Origin of the sequence: Aeromonas sp. 600282, assembly GCF_049175755.1 — a bacterium.
Lineage (GTDB): Bacteria > Pseudomonadota > Gammaproteobacteria > Enterobacterales > Aeromonadaceae > Aeromonas > Aeromonas veronii_A.
The window spans coordinates 356,436-374,922 of record NZ_JAAKVR010000001.1; the positions used below are offsets into that span (position 1 = coordinate 356,436).

14 protein-coding genes are annotated in these 18,487 nt (G+C 61.1%); all 14 read left to right on the forward strand.

The features are described 5' to 3' along the window. Window positions 1–68 precede the first annotated feature (68 nt). Window positions 69–746, forward strand: a complete 678-nt coding sequence (rnt, locus tag G5137_RS01525; RefSeq protein WP_216953912.1) for a ribonuclease T — start codon at window positions 69–71, stop codon at window positions 744–746. A 273-nt stretch (window positions 747–1,019) separates the two neighbouring features. Beyond that, window positions 1,020–2,342 (forward strand): Na+/H+ antiporter family protein, encoded by a 1,323-nt coding sequence (locus G5137_RS01530; protein WP_005344933.1) that lies wholly within the window; start codon window positions 1,020–1,022, stop codon window positions 2,340–2,342. A 364-nt stretch (window positions 2,343–2,706) separates the two neighbouring features. Then, on the forward strand, window positions 2,707–3,465 hold the full coding sequence (locus G5137_RS01535; RefSeq protein WP_040067282.1) for a flagellar motor protein: 759 nt from the start codon (window positions 2,707–2,709) through the stop codon (window positions 3,463–3,465). Then, window positions 3,440–4,318, forward strand: a complete 879-nt coding sequence (locus G5137_RS01540) for a flagellar motor protein MotB (RefSeq protein ID WP_181363243.1) — start codon at window positions 3,440–3,442, stop codon at window positions 4,316–4,318. The genes G5137_RS01535 and G5137_RS01540 overlap by 26 nt, the downstream gene beginning before the upstream one ends. A 162-nt stretch (window positions 4,319–4,480) precedes the next feature. Continuing rightward, a complete protein-coding gene (locus G5137_RS01545) occupies window positions 4,481–6,619 on the forward strand; it encodes a TonB-dependent hemoglobin/transferrin/lactoferrin family receptor (RefSeq protein ID WP_421254811.1) in 2,139 nt (712 codons plus the stop codon). Further along, window positions 6,619–8,625 (forward strand): prolyl oligopeptidase family serine peptidase, encoded by a 2,007-nt coding sequence (locus tag G5137_RS01550; protein ID WP_421254812.1) that lies wholly within the window; start codon window positions 6,619–6,621, stop codon window positions 8,623–8,625. The genes G5137_RS01545 and G5137_RS01550 overlap by 1 nt, the downstream gene beginning before the upstream one ends. Next, window positions 8,622–11,069 carry a proprotein convertase P-domain-containing protein gene (locus G5137_RS01555; RefSeq protein WP_421254813.1) on the forward strand — a complete coding sequence of 816 codons (2,448 nt, stop codon included), beginning with the start codon at window positions 8,622–8,624 and terminating at the stop codon, window positions 11,067–11,069. The genes G5137_RS01550 and G5137_RS01555 overlap by 4 nt, the downstream gene beginning before the upstream one ends. Window positions 11,070–11,128: 59 nt before the next feature. After that, the gene (locus G5137_RS01560; protein ID WP_421254814.1) at window positions 11,129–12,568 is read left to right on the forward strand and encodes a DUF1566 domain-containing protein; all 1,440 of its coding nucleotides are present in this window, start codon (window positions 11,129–11,131) and stop codon (window positions 12,566–12,568) included. 13 nt (window positions 12,569–12,581) lie between these two features. Beyond that, window positions 12,582–13,151 (forward strand): DUF1566 domain-containing protein, encoded by a 570-nt coding sequence (locus G5137_RS01565; protein ID WP_005351118.1) that lies wholly within the window; start codon window positions 12,582–12,584, stop codon window positions 13,149–13,151. 377 nt (window positions 13,152–13,528) lie between these two features. After that, a complete protein-coding gene (locus tag G5137_RS01570) occupies window positions 13,529–13,933 on the forward strand; it encodes an NADH-quinone oxidoreductase subunit A (protein ID WP_005344919.1) in 405 nt (134 codons plus the stop codon). Window positions 13,934–13,962: 29 nt separating this feature from the next. Next, the gene (locus G5137_RS01575) at window positions 13,963–14,637 is read left to right on the forward strand and encodes a NuoB/complex I 20 kDa subunit family protein (RefSeq protein ID WP_005344917.1); all 675 of its coding nucleotides are present in this window, start codon (window positions 13,963–13,965) and stop codon (window positions 14,635–14,637) included. A 2-nt stretch (window positions 14,638–14,639) separates the two neighbouring features. Continuing rightward, window positions 14,640–16,445: an NADH-quinone oxidoreductase subunit C/D gene (gene nuoC, locus G5137_RS01580; protein ID WP_005337234.1), complete on the forward strand. Its 1,806-nt coding sequence runs from the start codon at window positions 14,640–14,642 to the stop codon at window positions 16,443–16,445. Window positions 16,446–16,525: 80 nt separating this feature from the next. After that, window positions 16,526–17,068: an NADH-quinone oxidoreductase subunit NuoE gene (gene nuoE / locus G5137_RS01585; RefSeq protein WP_042658436.1), complete on the forward strand. Its 543-nt coding sequence runs from the start codon at window positions 16,526–16,528 to the stop codon at window positions 17,066–17,068. Then, a complete protein-coding gene (gene nuoF / locus G5137_RS01590) occupies window positions 17,065–18,450 on the forward strand; it encodes an NADH-quinone oxidoreductase subunit NuoF (protein WP_421254815.1) in 1,386 nt (461 codons plus the stop codon). The genes nuoE and nuoF overlap by 4 nt, the downstream gene beginning before the upstream one ends. Window positions 18,451–18,487: the final 37 nt, after the last annotated feature.

Below are 18,487 nucleotides of genomic sequence, written 5' to 3' on the forward strand. Positions count from 1 at the left end.
TGGGATGGGAGGACAAGCCTGTGCTTTTTTGCCATAATGCCGCCTCATTTTATCCCGACCGAGATCCCATGACCGACGCAGTTCATACCCTCAAGGGCCGTTTTCGTGGTTTTTACCCCGTCGTCATCGATGTTGAAACAGCCGGGTTCAACGCCAAGACCGATGCCCTGCTCGAAATCGCGGCTTACACCCTGAAAATGGATGAGCAGGGCTGGCTCGTTCCCGATCACATATTCCACTTTCATGTCGAGCCCTTCGAAGGGGCCAACCTGGAAAAGGCCGCGCTGGAGTTCACCGGCATCGACCCCTACAACCCGTTGCGTGGCGCTGTCTCGGAAAAAGAGGCGCTGACCGAGATCTTCAAGGGGATCCGCAAGGGGATGAAGGAGCAGGATTGCGGCCGCGCCATCATAGTGGCCCACAACGCCACCTTTGATCACGGCTTCGTGATGGCTGCCGCCGAGCGCGCTGGCCTCAAGCGCAATCCGTTCCACCCGTTTGCCACCTTCGACACCGCTGCTCTCTCCGGATTGGCGCTGGGGCAGACCGTGCTGGCCAAAGCGTGCCAGAGCGCCCGCATCCCGTTTGACAATAAAGAGGCGCACTCTGCCCTCTATGACACCGAACGCACCACAGAGCTGTTCTGTCATATCGTTAACCGCTGGAAGAGCATGGGGGGTTGGCCGCCTGCGCATCCGGATGATGACACAACCGATGCCCCTACCGATGATGAGGGACAAGAATAAACGGATGAAGGCTGCCACTGGCAGCCTTCGCTTTTTGGGGAAGTGATTGATTGCACAGCGCACCGGAAATCGCTATCAAGGTCACTATCCACCGCTGAGCGCGGGATGCACGGAGACAAACAGGTCACAAACCCTCAGGTTGAGCAACCTTGTGCCACATGCTGCTGCAATATGAGGGGTTTGACTGATTTTTTTCTCGACATTTGTCACATTTTTCGCAAACTAACTCCCCTTCACATGACAGACAGCAATAACAAACTATAAGGAAATCAAATGAATCCAGTTGTTATCGCAGTCGGGCTGATGCTGGTGCTCAGTCTGCTGCGGATCAATGTGGTGGTCTCGCTGGCGCTGGGTGCCATTGCGGGCGGTCTGGTGGGCGGGTTGTCGTTGACAGATACCCTCACCACCTTCAGCGGTGGCCTGGGCGGTGGCGCCGAGATTGCCCTCTCCTACGCCATGCTGGGCGCCTTTGCAGTTGCCATCTCCCGCTCCGGGATCACCGACCTGCTGGCCCGCAAGGTGATCAGCCAGTTGGGCAAGGATGCCAGCTCGACCCGCATCATGTGGGTCAAAACCCTGCTGCTCTCTTCCGTGCTGGCCGTGGCTATCTCGTCCCAGAACCTGATCCCGGTTCACATCGCTTTTATTCCCATCCTGATCCCGCCGCTGCTGCATGTGATGGCGCAGATGCAGATCGACCGTCGTCAGGTGGCCTGTGTCATCACCTTTGGCCTGACAGCTACCTATATGGTGCTGCCGGTCGGCTTTGGTGGCATCTTCCTGAATAACATTCTGGCCAAGAACCTGATCGATAACGGCGTGCCCATCACCACCAGCCAGATCCCGCTGGCGATGGCCATTCCGGTTGCCGGTATGGTACTGGGCCTGCTGATTGCGGTATTCATCAGCTATCGCAAACCGCGCCAGTACGATCTGGCCAAGATCCTGGATGCCGAGCCCGAAGCGGTCGAGCTCAACCTCACCCACATCTGGGTGGCCCTGCTGGCCATTGGCGTAGCGCTGGGGCTGCAACTGATGACCAACAGCATCGTACTGGGTGCGCTAGCCGGTTTTGTCATCTTCACCTGCGGCGGCGTCATCAAGTTTCGCGAAAGCCAGGATGCCTTCACCCAGGGGGTGCGGATGATGTCGCTGATCGGCTTCATCATGATCTCCGCCGCCGGTTTTGCCGCCGTGATGAAGGCGACCCACGGGGTCGACTCTCTGGTTCAGGTGGTCGCCTCCGGCATCGGTCAGCACAAGGGGATCGCCGCCTTCCTGATGCTGCTGGTTGGCCTGCTCATCACCATGGGGATCGGCTCCTCCTTCTCCACCGTGCCCATCATCGCCACCATCTATGTGCCGCTCTGTCTGCAGCTCGGCTTCTCACCGATGGCGATCATCGCCCTGGTCGGTACCGCAGGCGCGCTGGGGGATGCGGGTTCACCTGCATCTGATTCAACTCTGGGCCCCACCTCCGGCCTCAACGCCGATGGCCAGCATGACCATATCTGGGACAGCGTGGTGCCCACCTTTATTCACTACAACATCCCGCTGGTGATCTTCGGCTGGATTGCCGCCATGGTGCTCTGATAGCCACTCTGGCATCGAACCATGCTCTGCAAAATACGAAACAAGAAGGCGACCTTATGGTCGCCTTCTTTATAAGCACGTTCACCTAATCACCAGGACATGGTCCCGAGAGGAGAAGCTCTTTATTGGGCGACATGGATTCCCGGATCTGGATGATTGCGCACTGCTTGTTTCGCTCCTTGCTCTTATGGGATCAGTCTCTAGCCACAGATGCCATAACAGCACTCAGCCCCCCCAGCGTTGTGCGCCACACCCGTTGCCACATACCACGCCGATTAATTGCTCAGCGATTGGATATCATTTTGAAAAACTGATACTTAACTAGCTACACTAGCGATTATCACCATACAGGGACGTGTAAAAAATGAGCTTGATTGGCTTGGTGCTGGCGTTGATCGCCATCCTTGGCGGCAACATGATCGAGGGGGGGCACCCCAGTGCACTGCTCGATCTGCCCGCATTCCTCATTGTGATCGGTGGCACCATAGGTGCTGCGCTGACCCAGTTCCCTTTCTCCGTCGTCGGCAGCACCATGAAGCGTTTCAAATGGCTGCTCTCCCCCCTCAAGCTCGATATGCATGAACAGGCCCAGTTGCTGGAGACCCTGGCAGGCAACGCCCGCCGCAGCGGCATGCTGGCGCTGGAAGGGATGATCGACGAGATCAAGGATCCTTTCCTGAAGAAAGGGGTGCAGATGATGGTTGATGGTTACGAAAAGACCAAGATACACGAGGTGCTGGAGAACGAGATCGAGTTCGAGCAGGAAGATCTCGAACAGACGGTCAAATTCTACGAAGCCATGGGCGGCTACTGCCCGACCATGGGGATCGTCGGCGCGGTGTTTGGCCTGATCCACGCCATGGGTCTGCTGGATGCCCCCGACAAGCTGGGCGGCGCCATCGCCGTGGCCTTTATCGCCACTATCTACGGGGTATCCGCCGCCAACCTGATCTTCTTGCCGTTCGGCAACCGTTACAAAGGGTTTGCCCACCAGATCCGCCACTACAAGGAGATGACCCTGACCGGCATTCTCTGCATCGTGGATGGCGAGTCCCAGGCACGCCTGCAAGTTACCCTCGAACCTTATCTGGGAGGCCATGGTGGCGAAAAAGAAAAAGGCTGAAGCGCCGGAGAACCACGAACGCTGGCTGGTCTCCTATGCCGACTTCATGACATTGCTGTTCGCCCTGTTTGTGGTGCTCTACTCCTTTGCCATGGCCAAGCAGTCCGAAACCCGGGTGCTTATCCAGGGCTTTATCGAGTCGCTGGGTAAAATCGGCCTCATCTCCCCGCCTGCCGGCTCACCCTTGATGCAGGGGGGCACAGGGATTCTCGAGCCGGAATCGAAGACCACGCCGAGCAGCCCGAAAGAAGAGACTGTACTGGAAAAAGATGCCCCCATGGCGGCATCGGACCCCTTCAACGAGACCATAGGTGCCTCGGAAAAACCGAGCGCCACCGAAGCCTGGCCCCACAAGACCAAGGAGCAGGAGTGGGTGCAGGTGACCAAGCAGAAGCTTGAGCAGCAACTCAAGGCCCAGATTGAATCGAAGGATCTCGAGGTCGAGCAACTCGGCAGTCAACTGGTGATCCGCATCGGCGAGAAGGCGCTATTCCCCTCCGATTCGGCGTTCCTGCAGCCCCAGTTCATCCCGCTGGTCAACAAGATCGCAGGCATTCTGGCCAATATCCCGGGGCAAGTAGTGGTCACCGGTCATACCGACAACTCCCAGGCGCCGGTGGAGCTTTATCGCAATAACTGGGAGCTCTCGGTGCTGCGGGCCTCTTCCATCGTGCAGACCATGCTGACCAACCCCCAGCTGGATGCCAGACGAGTCATCGCTCAGGGGGTTGCCGACACTCAACCCCGCTTTGCCAATGACACCCCTGAACATCGCCAGGCGAATCGCCGGGTCGATATCACCCTCTCTCAAGGCAAGGCCGCAGAAGAGTCGCTGCAACTGCTCAAGCCCTGATCCCCCCGCTCCTGCCTCGCGTGGGAGCCTCTTTTTAAAAACAAATAGCTCAATAATATCAACACCATAAGATCTTAATGATAATGATTGCCATTTATTGTCAAGTGGTCAGGCCTCTGCAATAATGCCGCCCCTCAGGCTTAAATAAAAACAATTATCATTATGAACAAACTGCTTCAGGCATGGCCGGCACTCCTGTGTGCCTCCGCTGGCGCGGCCGATCTCCCCCCTGTGGAGAAGGCTCGCAGCGACGACACCATCATTGTCACCGGGCAACGGGTACAACAGAAACTCTCCGATGTTTCCGGCTCCATCACCGTCATCACCCAGGAAGAGCTGGACCGTCAGGTCGCCAGCGAGCTGACTCATGTGTTTCGCAAGATCCCCGGTGTCTCGGTCACCGGCTCTGCCGGGCGACCGCAAAACATCAGCGTGCGCGGCATCGGGGGCAACCGTATCCTGCTGATCAAGGATGGGGGGCGCGTCAGCGACGGCTTTGGCGCCGACAACATCAATGACAAGGTGGGTCGCTTCAACTTCGACCTTGATGACATCAAGCAGATTGAGGTGGCCAAGGGGGCCGGCTCCTCCCTGCATGGCTCCGATGCCATCGGCGGCACCGTGGTGATGAATACCAAGCAGCCGGAAGATTATCTGCAACAGCAAGATAGCTATCTGGCGGCCAAAACCCTCTACGGTGGCGACAGCAACAAGAAGAAGCTCAGCATGACCGGCGCGGTACGGGCACTGGAGAGCGAACATCTGTTGCGCCTCTCCGGCTGGCGTGGCAACGAAACCGCCAACTTTGAGGAGAAGCGCATTCCGGCTGATTTGGATGGCATGAGTGCCTCCACCAGCAGCCGCCTCCCCCTCAATGCCCATCACGCTCTGCGGCTGGAGCTGGACTACTACGAGGATCACGCCAAACGCCAGATGGGGCCCAAAGCGGTGCCCCAACCCGATGGCAGCTGGGACGTGGTCGGTTTTCAGGAAGATGGCGATCAGCACACCCAGGGCGGCAAGTTCAGCTGGGAGGCCAACGATCTGGGCATGATCGATACCCTCAACTGGAGCCTGTTTGGCAACCAGTCACGCAACGAAGCCAACCAGCGCCAGTTGCTGCGCAACGATGCCCTGAGCGGCTATCCCAGATATCGCAGCCAGCGCACCCTCTCCACCTTCGAGGAGCTGCGCCTTGGCAGTGAGCTGGAGCTGCAGAGCAAGCTGGGCACCGGCTCGCTGGATCACACCTTCAGCTACGGTGTGGAAGTGGAGCAGGCCAACCACGAGCGGCCGGTCAGCAATCTGACCCTGGAAGATGGCGTCACCACCCAGGGACAGAAAGCCCCCTTCAGCAAGGCCGAAACCCGCCGCGATGGCATCTGGCTGAGCGATGTGATCGATCTGGGCAACTGGCAGTTTACCCCGACCCTGCGCTTTGACCGCCAGCGCCTGCGCGCACCGGACAGCAATCTGGCCGAGAACCACAGCGACCACATCTCCCCCAGTGTGGCGGCCAGTTACCGCTTCAACGAGACATGGCGCAGCTGGCTCAGCTATGCCAACGGCTTCCGCGCCCCCGCTTACGATCAGGTTTACGGCAACATTCCTCACTACTTTGCCATGCCGCCGTTCGAGATCATTGCCAACCCCAACCTCAAGGAGGAGACCAGCCACAGTCTGGAGTGGGGAGTGAATGGGCAAAGCGACAACTGGAGCGTCAAACCGGCCGTTTTCTACAACCGCTACTACAACTTCATCGACTGGCGCCAGACCGGTTTTCGCCTCGATGACGGTGTCTTCCTGCGCCAATATCGCAACGTTGCCAAAGCAGAAACCTGGGGCGCCGAGCTGGCCGCCAGCCTCTGGCTGAGCGACGAGTGGGAGCTTTCGACCAATCTGGCCTGGATGGATGGCAAGGATCACCGCGGCGAGCCGCTGCGCACCCAGACACCGCTGGAAGGCAACACCACCCTGCGCTGGCAACAGCTCGACTGGGGGGTTGAGCTCAGTGGCAACTATGCCGCCGCCATGACCAAGGTGCCCCAGTGCGCCAATGCGCAGACTGGCTACAACGGTGCCTGCCAGAGCAGCGCAGGCTGGTTCAGTCTGGATCTCACCGGCGACTGGCAGATCACCGAGGCGCTCAAGGTCAATGCCACCATCGGCAACCTGCTCGATACCCGCTACGTCCGCTATCAGGATGTGGCCGGACTTCCGGCTGGCAGCGATACCTCCCTCTACAGCCAGAGCGGCCGCTACCTGTCAGCCAGCCTCAGCTACCGTTTCGTGGGGATGTGATGAAGCATCATGCAATCATGGCGGCCCTGTTGGCCGCCCCGTTGGCGTGGGCGCAAGAGGCCCTGCCACCGCCGATCCCGTCCCAATCGCACCTGATTTCAGGCAATCCCGTACGCCAGGATCCCTACTTCTGGTTGCGGGACGAGAGCCGTCGCAACCCGGCCATTCTCGCCCTGCTCAAGCAGCAAAATCGCTGGAGCGAGCAGCAACTCGCCGCGCAGCAGCCGCTGGAGGCAACCTTGCGCGCCGAGTTTGCCCGTCATCCGGCGGGGGAATCTGTGCCAGAGAACTGGCTTGTCCGCGGCGATCAGGCATGGCTGCTGCGCCCGGATGGCTCACTCTGGCAACGCCACGGGGGCAAGGTGCAGCAACGGCTTCCCGCCAGAGCGGGTGAGGGCTATTACGACGCGGGCGGCTGGGCCCTGAGCCCGGATAACCGCACGCTGGCCATCGCCGAAGACAGGCGCGGCGATCTCGACTATCAGGTCACCCTGCTCGATCTCCAGAGCGGCAAGGCGCTGTCCAGTTTGGCGCAGCGCAGCGCTGATCTCGCCTGGTCACAAGATGGTCGCACCCTCTACACCATCGCCAACGAGCGCTACACCCTGCGCCCCTGGCAGCTGCGCGGCTGGCAGGATGGCCAGGAGCAGACTCTCTATGAGGAGCAGGATCCCGCCTGGCTGCTCAGCCTCTATCGCACCACGGATGGCCAGCATCTGGTGTTGCAGGGCAACAACCACGACAGCTCGGAGCAATACCTGCTCGACTCGGGCAAGCCGCAGCAGGTCAAACCCCGCCAGCGCGGGGTGGAATACTATCTGGACAGTCAATCCGGCTGGGTGATCAAGAGCAACCGGGAGGGGGCGTTTGCCCTCTACTCAGCCAGCACGCCGCTCGGTGAGTGGCAGCGCCTGTGGCCCGCCAAAGGGGAGGATCTCGGCGATCCCGAGAAGTGGCGGCTGTTTGATCGCCATCTGGTGGTGCAGTTTCGCCAGCAGGGGGAGGATTGGCTCGCCCTCCTCGATCGCAACGGCCATGAACGCCAGCGCCTGCCGCTGGCCAGTGGCGCAGGAACCGGCTGGCTGCAAGGAGAACATGACCCGGCCAGCGACCGCATTCTGGTGCGCAGTCAGGGCTTGAGCCAGCCCCCCGGCCAGCGCTGGCTGGATTTGACCAGCGGCCAGTGGATCAACGACCGGCACATCGGTGACGACAAGGCATTGCCCTATCAGAGCGAGCGGCGCTGGATCACCTCTGCCGATGGCACCCGGGTACCTGTCTCTCTGGTGTGGCGCAAGGATCTGGCCCCTCGCGCCGTACTGCTCTACGGCTATGGCGCCTATGGCACGCCGATGCGCCCCTACTACCAGAAAGAGCTGTTGAGCCTGCTGGATCGGGGTTTTGTCTACGCCATCGCCCATGTGCGCGGCGGCGGCATGCTGGGGGAGCAGTGGACCCGCGACGGACGGAGCATCCACAAGCAGAACGGCATCAGCGACTTTATCGCAGCCGGTCACGCCCTGCGCCACTGGTCGCCCGACTCTGCTCCTCTGCCCCTGTTTGCCATGGGGGGCAGCGCGGGGGGCACGCTGGTTGCTGCGGCCCTCAACCAGCAACCGACACTCTTTAGCGGCGCCGTGTTGCAGGTTCCCTTCGTCGATCTGCTCGGCACCATGAGCGATCCTGCCCTCCCCTTGACCCGTCAGGAGTATCAGGAGTGGGGCAACCCGGCCAAGCCCACAGAGTATCAGGCGATGCGCCGCATCAGCCCCTACGACAACCTGCACCGCGCCCCCTACCCGCCCCTGCTGGTCACTACCGCCCTGCACGATAGCCAGGTCCCCTACTGGGAGCCGGTCAAGTGGCTGGCTCGCCTGCGGGAGCACAGCACGGGCTCCGGACCCTACCTGCTGCTGACCGAACTGGAGGGTGGCCACCGCGCTGGTGGCGGCGATCGGGCTCGTGAATTTGCCTTCTTGTTGCATCTGGCGGGGATCAATCAATGACCCTGCCGCTGATTGGGAGTACCACTATGAAACCCCTGTTGCCCGCCCTCTTGCTGGGGCTGGCTGGCTTTGCCACCGAGGCCGCCGAACTGCGTTTTGTCGAACAGGACGCCCCGGCCGATCCCCGCCTCTGGCTCGAACAGCAGCTCGGCGTCACCCTGAGTGATGCCCCGGCCTATCAGCGCCAAGGCAAGCTGGGCCACTATCTGCATTATCGCCAGCAGCTCAATGGCGCACCGATCGCCGGCCTGATGGCCGCCGTCAGTCTCGATGAGCAGGGTCGCCCGTGGCGCCTTTATCACAATACCCGGCTGATGCAGGCACAGGCGGCTCCATGTGATGAAGCAAGCCGCGCCGGGGTGGATGCCTATACCGCCACGCTGGATGGTACTGTGTGGCAATTCGCTGGCAGTGACGAAGCCCAGCCCTGGTACTGGCAGGATGGCGACACCCTGACTGCGGCCTGGCGTCTGCTGGCGGTGGAAAGCCAGCCGGGCAACAGCAAGAGCAGCCACTGGCAACTGTTTGTCACCTGCGATGGCAGCGCCCTGCTGGGGCGCACGCTGCAAGAGGCCAGCACCCGTGCCGAAGCGGCCCCGCTGGCAGGGGAAGCGGCCACGGTGCAGGCCCGCATCTTTGCCCTAGACCCACGCACCCAACTGCAAGATGGCAACCTGCTGTGGCGCCACGATCTGGTGCTGGACAACCGGGCCTATCGCACCGTCCCGCTCAGGGTACAAAAGGTGGATGACACCTACCAGCTAAGTGGCCCACGCGCCCGGGTCGTGGATGGCACGGAACCGGAAACTGCCCCCTTTAGCAGCCCTGATGCCGATGGCTTCCAGCTGGATCACCAGCAGCCCGCCTTCCTCGATATCAATGGCTACTACCATCTGGATCTGGCACAGCGCCATGTGGAATCCCTTGGCTACCCGACGCTGATGGGCGGCCCCCTGGCCATCGATACCGATGCCGGGGAGCAGGACAACTCCCTCTATGACCCCTTCCTGCGCCGGTTGGAAATTGGCCGGATAGGGGTACCCGATGCGGAAGATCCCATGGTGATCTGGCACGAGTTTGGCCATGCGGTGCAGCACCATATCCTGCCCGACATGGGAGAAGAGGGTGACTGGGGCGCCATCGGCGAGGGCTTTAGCGACTATCTGGCCGCCAGCTGGCGCCAGCGCAGTCCCGAAGCCCGCCAGTTCGAGCCTTTCATGGTCTTCAACTGGGATGCCAGGATCAGCGGCCGGACGCCCCGTCAGCTCGATGATCTGCGGGCGCGCTATCATCCGGGCTTCCTCTATCCGGCTCACCTCACCATCAACGGCAGCAACGGCGACCAGCTGTGGGGCACCCCGCTCTTCACCGCGCTGCGCCAGGCCGTTGAACAGTATGGCGAGGTAGCCCGTGACGAGTTCGATACCCTGCTGATTGAATCCCACTTCGGCCTCGGCCCGCAGGTGCGGATGCCCCAGCTGGCGCGGGTCACCGTGGATACCGCCAACCGCCTCTATCCGGATCGCAGTTATGGCAAGCTGCTGGAGCAGGCCTTCCGCCACCACGCCCTGCTGCCCACGCCCATCGCGGCCCGCCTTGCCGATGACAGCTACCTGTTGCTCGGGGAGAAAAAGAGCCTCGCCATCGAATTGACCAACCAGAGCGGCCGCCCCCTGACCGTGGCTGACGCCAACCTGCTCCCGAGCAAGGGGCTCATGGGTGATGGTCACTGGCAAGGAGAGCTCAACGCCGATGGCACCGCCCGCTGGACCCTGCCGCTGGAAGCAGCGAGCAACCTGACCTGTGGCGAGGCAGTCACCTTGCCGCTGCAGTTCCAGCTCACCCTGCCCAGCCCCACCGAGCGCCAGACCCGCCTTGACCTGCAACTGCCGATCGGTGAACCGCTCTGGCAGCGGGCCATCGGCCAGGGTGGCCAGATCAAGGATGCGGTGAGCGATGAACGGCACGGCCTGTCCCGCTTCACTCTCACCCTGCCCGAGAGCAAGGCCCGCATCGACAGCGGATTCGTGGTCGCCCTCGATCTGGAGCACAGCAAGCTGGAGCAGCTGGAGATCTGGCTCACCTCCCCTTACGGCACCCGGATCAGCCTGTGGAACAAGGGCTTTGCCAACCATACCCGGCTGAAAGGTGAGTACCCCCATGAATTAGTACCGTTCGAATCGCTGGATAAGCTGCACGGCGAACCACTCGCCGGCCGCTGGCTCTTGGAAATCAACGACACCAAACCAGAGGAGAGCGGCCAACTGCGCAGCTGGCGGGTCGCCCAGCAGGTAGGGGCTCGCTGCAGCAAGGATGAAGCCTTGCCCAACACCGGCATCATCCCCCTTGAGCAAGATGAGGGGGGCGGCGGCAGCACTTCTCCTCTGCTGCTGTTGCTGGCCTTGTGGCCCCGCCTCTGGCGCCGGATCCCCCTGCGCCGTTGAACCCTGTACCACGGGGGTCACCGCCCCCGTGAACCTGTGACCGAATCAAGGAATGTGAAGTGAAATCATCCGTACTGGTTATTGCAACCCTCTCAGCTCTGCTTAGCGCCTGTGGCGGCGGGGAAGATAGCGCACCACTGGCGATCCCGGACTACCGGGTCGATGTCGCCCTACCTGCAGCCGGCACCCTGTGCGCCGATCTGGATCAGAACTGGCAATGTGATCCCGCCGACCCAGCCGTCAGCGGCGAAGGCGCTGTGGCCCTTATCAGCGGTTCGGCCAACATCGTCAACTCGCCCCTGCTGTTCGTACCGAGGAGCGGAGGCCTGCTGCTGGCGCATCCGGCCGCCAAAGGGGATCCACAACGGCTGCAACCGACCCTGCTCAGCACCCTGTGGCAGAGCCGTATTGCCGAAGGGATGGCCGCCGATCGCGCACTGACCCAGCTGCTGACCGATCTCGCGCCGCTGCAACCGGGCAGCGACCGCGCCGCCCTCGCAAGTCTCGGCCAGTTTGATCAGGGGCTGCAGCAGATAGCGATCAGCTTGCAGCAACAGGCCAGAACCCGCCTTGCCAACGCCAAAGAGACCCAGTTGCTTACCACCAGCTATCGCGCCATCAGCCTGATGCTGGGGCAATTGGCTCAGGAGTGGCAGCGCCACGGCCAATTTACCGAAGAGACCCAAAGCGAACTGCTTACCCTGCTGGCGCAACAACAGCCACGCAACCTGCTGACCGTCAGCGGCGTCACCACCTTCAGTGATGGCAACGATCCGCTGCTGGAACGGGAACCTGCCGATTATCCGGGACAAGATGCCAGCTGGAATCGCACCCGTCCCCAACTTGCCTATCGTAAACTCGATGATCGCGGTCAGGTTCTCCCCGACAACGCGCCGAGCTGGCAGTGCGTCAAGGATCTCAATACCGGTCTGGTGTGGGAGGTCAAATCGGATGATCCCTTGAGTCCGGCCTGGAAAAGCAGACCCTTTGCCTATGAGGATGAGCAACTCACCGCAACCGCAGGCGAGCAGCAAGCGGCCTACCAGCATATTCATAAGAGGATCGAACAGCTCACCGCCGAAGGAGATCTGGCGGCCCTCGCCCGGGCACAGGCGCTGACCACCATGCTGACCACCCGCGCGTATCAGCAGTGGCTCAATGGCGAGCAGCGCTGCGGCATCAGCCAGTGGCGGCTGCCCACCATGGGTGAGCTGATGTCACTGATGCACTACGGTAGCCTGGCCAAGGACCCGCTGGGTCAGCGCATCATCGTGGATACCCGCTACTTCCCGGATATCGCCTCCTCGGAAGATGACACCTACCATGGCTACTACTGGAGCGCCACCAGCAACACCGCCCAGCGCTTCTCCGGTGGCCCCATCAGCAAACGCACAGTCCTGCTCTTGGGAGAAGATGCAGGCACCACCTATCCCGCGCTGGTGCAGCAAGATACCTATATCGAGCTGATGCAGGTACGACTGGTCGCCACTCCCCAATAATCCGAGGAATATCATGAGCCTTTATCGCTTTTCGTTCGCCATGCTGGCACTGCTGGCCCCCCTGGCCCACGGTGCTGCCATTTGTGATGACACCATGGATCGCACCGCCCCCTCTGCCCGTTTTCTTGACCATGGCAACGGCACCGTCACGGATCAACACACCGGCCTCACCTGGATGCGCTGCAAACTGGGGCAGACATGGAGTGGCAGCAGTTGCCTGGGGGAACCGACCGTTTACTACTGGCAGCAGGGGCTGCAAGTGGCGGAGCGGATCCGCAGTGACAGCAGCCATGCTCTCTATCACTTCGGCGGTATCAGCCAGTGGCGTCTGCCCGACATCAAGGAGCTGGCGACCCTGGTCGAGCATGCCTGCTACAAGCCCTCTCTCAATGAAGCCATTTTCCCGCGCGCCATGGCGGGGGGCGGTAAAGAGGTCAATGAGGGTTATGTCTATCTGATGAGCAGCACGGTAACCTCCGCCAATGGTCAGCGGGCGTATCTGGATATTACCTCGGGAGATATCGGTCTTCGCTCCATTGGCGCCTACCCGGATCAGGTCTTGCTGGTCGCCAATAAACCCTGACCGCCCCACGCTCGAAACCGGAACGCGATGACAGGAGAGGCTTGAAAGCCTCTCTTTTTATTGCTCTTGCCGCCCCCCTACCTCACCCGCCATCACGCTCTTCTCCCGCCTGTGCCCCCTGCCCGCGATACCGACCTGATCCGGCTTCGCCCGCGACATACCCCTTTCAGGTGATAACGAGGAGCAGCTCTCTGCGCTTTACAGGCCTTTCCCGCCCGCCATAACCAACAAAAAAGTGCGCTTCTTAACAAAATTTAATTACCGGTTAACCGATTAATAATTAACCCGTAAAAATGACATGTAAATCAGTGCGAAAGTGTCATAATGCGTAACACTATTGTTAAGTCACTTGATTAATTTGGTTAGGAAAAACCTCTATGTTTGCTGATATTTCTGCTCAACATTGGGCTTTTGCCATTTATGTCATCGGTGCCATCACCATCTGCCTGGTGATGATAGGCCTCGCCGCCCTGCTGGGAGGTCGCGCCTACGGCCGCACCAAGAACAAGCCATTTGAATCTGGTGTCGACTCGGTCGGCAGTGCCCGCCTGCGTTTTTCCGCCAAGTTCTATCTGGTCGCCATGTTCTTCGTCATCTTCGACGTCGAGGCGCTCTACCTGTTTGCCTGGTCTGTCTCCGTGCGGGAGAGCGGCTGGGTCGGCTTTATTGAAGCCACCATTTTCATCGGACTGCTGCTTATCGGCCTGATCTACCTCTGGCGCATCGGCGCACTGGACTGGTCACCGCGCAAACCGCAGCTGAACAACAAAAACAGTGATTGAACCACAGACCCTTTCCTTGAGGTTGCACCATGAAGTACACCCTGACCCGGATTGACCCGGATGCACCCGTTGAGCGCTACCCCCAGGAGCAGCGCCAGACCGTCGATGACCCACTGGCGCAAGAAGCGACGCGCGGCATCATGATGGGCCGCCTCGAGGAGGTGCTGCAAGACACAGTCAACTGGGGCCGCAAAAACTCCCTCTGGCCTTACAACTTCGGCATCTCCTGCTGCTACGTGGAGATGTGTACCGCCTTCACCTCCCCCCACGATGTGGCCCGCTTCGGCGCCGAAGTTATCCGCGCTTCGCCCCGTCAGGCCGATTTCATGGTGATTGCAGGGACCCCCTTCATCAAGATGGCGCCAGTCATCCAGCGCCTGTATGAACAGTTGCTCGAACCCAAGTGGGTGATCTCCATGGGGGCCTGTGCCAACTCCGGCGGCATGTATGACATCTATTCCGTGGTGCAGGGGGTAGACAAGTTCCTGCCGGTAGACGTCTACATTCCGGGTTGCCCGCCCCGTCCCGAAGCCTTTTTGCAAGCCCTGATGCTGCTGCAGGACTCCATCGGCAAAGAGCGCCGCCCCCTCTCCTGGGTGGTGGGCGATCAGGGGATCTACCGTCCCCAGATGCAGGCCGAAAAAGAGCGCAAGCGCGGCGAACGGATCAATGTGACCAACCTGCGCACGCCGGATGAGATCTGACCATGAAACTGACTCGTGATTTTCCCAGCAATTACGCCATGGCCCAGTGGCAGCCCAGCGACCACAAGGATGCCAAAGTCATTGGCGAACTGTTTGCCCACTTCGGGGCCGAGCACTTCACCGTGCAGACCACACGCACCGGCGTGCCGGTGGTCTGGCTCCCCCGCGAACTGCTGCAGGATGTGATGGGCTTTTTGCGCAAGGTGCCCTCCCCGTTTGTGATGCTGTTTGATCTCAGCGCCACCGATGAGCGGCTGCGCAGCCATCGCGACGGTCTGCCCCAGAGCGATTTCACCGTCTTCTATCACCTCATCTCCATCGACCGTAACGCCGATGTGATGTTGAAAGTGGCGCTGGCCGAAAGTGACCTGCATCTTCCCACCATCACCAACCACTTCCCCAATGCCAATTGGTACGAGCGGGAAGTGTGGGATCTGATGGGCATCACCTTCGATGGCCACCCCCATCTGACCCGCATCATGATGCCCAAGAGCTGGCAGGGTCACCCGCTGCGCAAGGATTACCCGGCGCGCGCCACCGAATTCGATCCCTTCATGCTCGATGCCGCCAAACAGGACATGGAGCAGGAGAACCTGCTGTTCAAACCGGAAGAGTGGGGGCTGGCCCGCGGCAACGAGAACGAGGACTACATGTTCTTGAACCTCGGCCCCAACCACCCCTCTGCTCACGGCGCCTTCCGGTTGGTGTTGCAGCTCGATGGCGAGGAGATCCGCAACTGCGTGCCCGACATCGGCTATCACCATCGCGGTGCCGAGAAGATGGGTGAGCGCCAGTCCTGGCACAGCTACATCCCCTATACCGACCGGGTCGAGTATCTGGGCGGGGTGATGAACAACCTCCCCTATGTGCTGGCGGTCGAGAAGCTGGCCGGCATCAAGGTGCCGCAGCGGGTCGACATGATCCGGGTGATGATGGCGGAGCTGTTTCGCATCCAGAGCCACCTCTTGTTCCTCGGAACCTATATCCAGGACGTGGGGGCCATGACCCCGGTCTTCTTCACCTTCACCGACCGGCAGAAGATCTACACCATCATCGAAGCGATCACCGGTGCCCGCATGCACCCGGCCTGGTTCCGTATCGGCGGTGTGGCCCACGACCTGCCGAAGGGATGGCAACGGCTGGTGCAGGACAACCTGCTGAGCTGGCTGCCCAAGCGGCTGATGGATTACGAAAAAGCGGCGATGCGCAACAGCATTCTGCGCGGTCGCACCATAGGCGTCTCTGCCTACACCACCGAGCAGGCGTTGTCCTGGGGCACCACGGGGGCCGGATTGCGCGCCACCGGCCTCAACTTCGACATACGCAAGTGGCGCCCCTACTCCGGTTACGATCAGTTCGACTTTGAAGTGCCGGTCGGCAGCAATGGCGATGCCTACGACAGAGCCACCGTGCGGATCGAAGAGATCCGCCAGAGCATGTCGATCATCGAACAGTGCATGAAGAACATGCCGGAGGGCCCCTTCAAGGCGGATCACCCCCTCACCACCCCGCCGCCCAAAGAGCGCACCCTGCAGCACATCGAGACCCTGATCAACCACTTCCTGCAAGTGTCTTGGGGCCCGGTGATGCCCGCTGCCGAGTCGTTCCAGATGATTGAGGCGACCAAGGGGGTCAACAGTTACTACCTGACCAGTGACGGCTCCACCATGAGCTACCGGACCCGGATCCGCACCCCGAGCTTTGCTCACCTGCAGCAGATCCCCTCGGTGATCAAGGGCAGCATGGTGTCGGACCTCATCGTCTATCTGGGCAGTATCGATTTTGTTATGTCGGATGTGGACCGTTAAGTGATCCGCCATCCCGGCCATGGCCGGGAATCGGGATCGCCGGACGAGCAGTAAAAGGACAAGCCACCAAAGGTCAAGTCATGAGCCAGCAATGTCAGTGTCACAATAATCAGACCCCACAGGGGCAAGGGGCATGCAGCAGCAAACAGGACGACTTCGTTCTGAGCCAGGCTGAACGCGATGCCATCGAACACGAGAAACACCACTACGAAGATCCCCGCGCCGCCAGCATCGAAGCGCTCAAGATCGTGCAGCAGGCCAGAGGCTGGGTACCCGACGGCGCCATTCACGCCATCGCGGCCGAGCTCGGCATTCCCGCCAGCGACGTGGAGGGGGTCGCCACCTTCTATAGCCAGATCTTCCGCCAGCCGGTGGGGCGCCACATTATCCGCGTCTGCGACAGCATGGTCTGCTACATCAATGGCCATGAAGATCTGATGGCCGGTCTCAAGGAGGTGATGAACCTCGGCCCCGGTCAAACCACCCCGGATGGCCGCTTCACCCTGCTGCCGGTCTGCTGTCTTGGCAACTGCGACAAGGGGCCAGCCATCATGATCGATGACGACACCTATGGCGGCCTCGATCCGGTGACCTTGCTGAAAACCCTGGAGGCTTACCCATGAGCCTGCCGCAGAACAAGATCCTCGCCTCTCTTGGCACCGCCAATCGCACCCCGCGAGCCCCCGAGACCCACCCGCTCACCTGGCGGCTGCGGGATGACGGCCAGCCGGTGTGGCTGGAGGAGTATCAGGCAAAACAGGGCTATGAAGCGGTGCGCAAGGCGCTCGGCCAGATGAGTCCGGACGAGATCGTCAGCACCGTCAAGGATGCCGGTCTCAAGGGGCGTGGCGGCGCGGGCTTCCCCACTGGCGTGAAGTGGGGGCTGATGCCCAAAGACGAGAGCATGAACATCCGCTACCTGCTCTGCAACGCCGACGAGATGGAGCCTAACACCTGGAAAGATCGGCTGCTGATGGAGCAACTGCCCCACCTGCTGATCGAGGGGATGATCATCAGTGCCCGGGCGCTCAAAGCCTATCGCGGCTACATCTTCCTGCGCGGCGAGTATGTAGATGCTGCCATCCACCTGCGCCGTGCGGTGGAAGAGGCCAAGGCCGCCGGTCTACTGGGCAAGAACATTCTGGGATCCGGTTTTGACTTCGAGCTGTTCGTCCACACCGGCGCCGGCCGCTACATCTGTGGTGAAGAGACGGCGTTGATCAATTCGCTGGAAGGGCGCCGTGCCAACCCGCGCGCCAAACCCCCCTTCCCCGCCGTCTCCGGCGTCTGGGGCAAACCCACCTGCGTCAACAACGTCGAAACCCTCTGCAACGTCCCCGCCATTATTGGCAACGGGGTCGCCTGGTATCACGGGCTGGCGCTGCCGGGCTCGGAAGATCACGGCACCAAGCTGATGGGCTTCTCCGGCAAGGTGAACAACCCCGGGGTCTGGGAGCTGCCGTTTGGCATCACCGCCCGCGAGCTGTTTGAACATTACGCCGGCGGCATGAAGAGCGGCTATCGCCTGAAAGCCTGGCAACCGGGCGGCGCGGGCACCGGTTTCCTGCTGCCGGAGCACCTCGATGCCCAGATGTATACCGCCGGTATCGGCAAGGTCGGCACCCGGATGGGGACCGGCCTCGCCATGGCGGTGGATGACTCCATCAGCATGGTGAGTCTGCTGCGCAACATGGAGGAGTTCTTCGCCCGCGAGTCGTGCGGCTGGTGCACGCCCTGCCGCGACGGCCTGCCCTGGAGCGTCAAGCTGCTGCGGGCACTGGAACGTGGCGAAGGACAATCCGGCGATCTGGCGACCCTGGAGCAACTCTGCGGTTTCCTTGGCCCGGGCAAGACATTCTGCGCCCACGCACCGGGCGCCGTCGAGCCGCTCGCCAGCGCCATCAAATATTTCCGCTCCGAATTCGAGGCCGGGATCAAAGGCAGCGGCGACAACCGCAAGCCGGTCAAAGGGATCCAGCCCAATCTGCTGGGCGAGCGCTGGTAACGACACCACAGATTTCACAAAACAGGTTTCAGGGAAG

What these genes read in the sequence shown, in the direction of transcription:
- rnt (WP_216953912.1), top strand. Translation starts at nt 69, where the DNA reads ATGACCGACGCAGTTCATACCCTCAAGGGCCGTTTTCGTGGTTTTTAC.
- G5137_RS01530 (WP_005344933.1), top strand. Translation starts at nt 1,020, where the DNA reads ATGAATCCAGTTGTTATCGCAGTCGGGCTGATGCTGGTGCTCAGTCTG.
- G5137_RS01535 (WP_040067282.1), top strand. Translation starts at nt 2,707, where the DNA reads ATGAGCTTGATTGGCTTGGTGCTGGCGTTGATCGCCATCCTTGGCGGC.
- G5137_RS01540 (WP_181363243.1), top strand. Translation starts at nt 3,440, where the DNA reads ATGGTGGCGAAAAAGAAAAAGGCTGAAGCGCCGGAGAACCACGAACGC.
- G5137_RS01545 (WP_421254811.1), top strand. Translation starts at nt 4,481, where the DNA reads ATGAACAAACTGCTTCAGGCATGGCCGGCACTCCTGTGTGCCTCCGCT.
- G5137_RS01550 (WP_421254812.1), top strand. Translation starts at nt 6,619, where the DNA reads ATGAAGCATCATGCAATCATGGCGGCCCTGTTGGCCGCCCCGTTGGCG.
- G5137_RS01555 (WP_421254813.1), top strand. Translation starts at nt 8,622, where the DNA reads ATGACCCTGCCGCTGATTGGGAGTACCACTATGAAACCCCTGTTGCCC.
- G5137_RS01565 (WP_005351118.1), top strand. Translation starts at nt 12,582, where the DNA reads ATGAGCCTTTATCGCTTTTCGTTCGCCATGCTGGCACTGCTGGCCCCC.
- G5137_RS01570 (WP_005344919.1), top strand. Translation starts at nt 13,529, where the DNA reads ATGTTTGCTGATATTTCTGCTCAACATTGGGCTTTTGCCATTTATGTC.
- G5137_RS01575 (WP_005344917.1), top strand. Translation starts at nt 13,963, where the DNA reads ATGAAGTACACCCTGACCCGGATTGACCCGGATGCACCCGTTGAGCGC.
- nuoC (WP_005337234.1), top strand. Translation starts at nt 14,640, where the DNA reads ATGAAACTGACTCGTGATTTTCCCAGCAATTACGCCATGGCCCAGTGG.
- nuoE (WP_042658436.1), top strand. Translation starts at nt 16,526, where the DNA reads ATGAGCCAGCAATGTCAGTGTCACAATAATCAGACCCCACAGGGGCAA.
- nuoF (WP_421254815.1), top strand. Translation starts at nt 17,065, where the DNA reads ATGAGCCTGCCGCAGAACAAGATCCTCGCCTCTCTTGGCACCGCCAAT.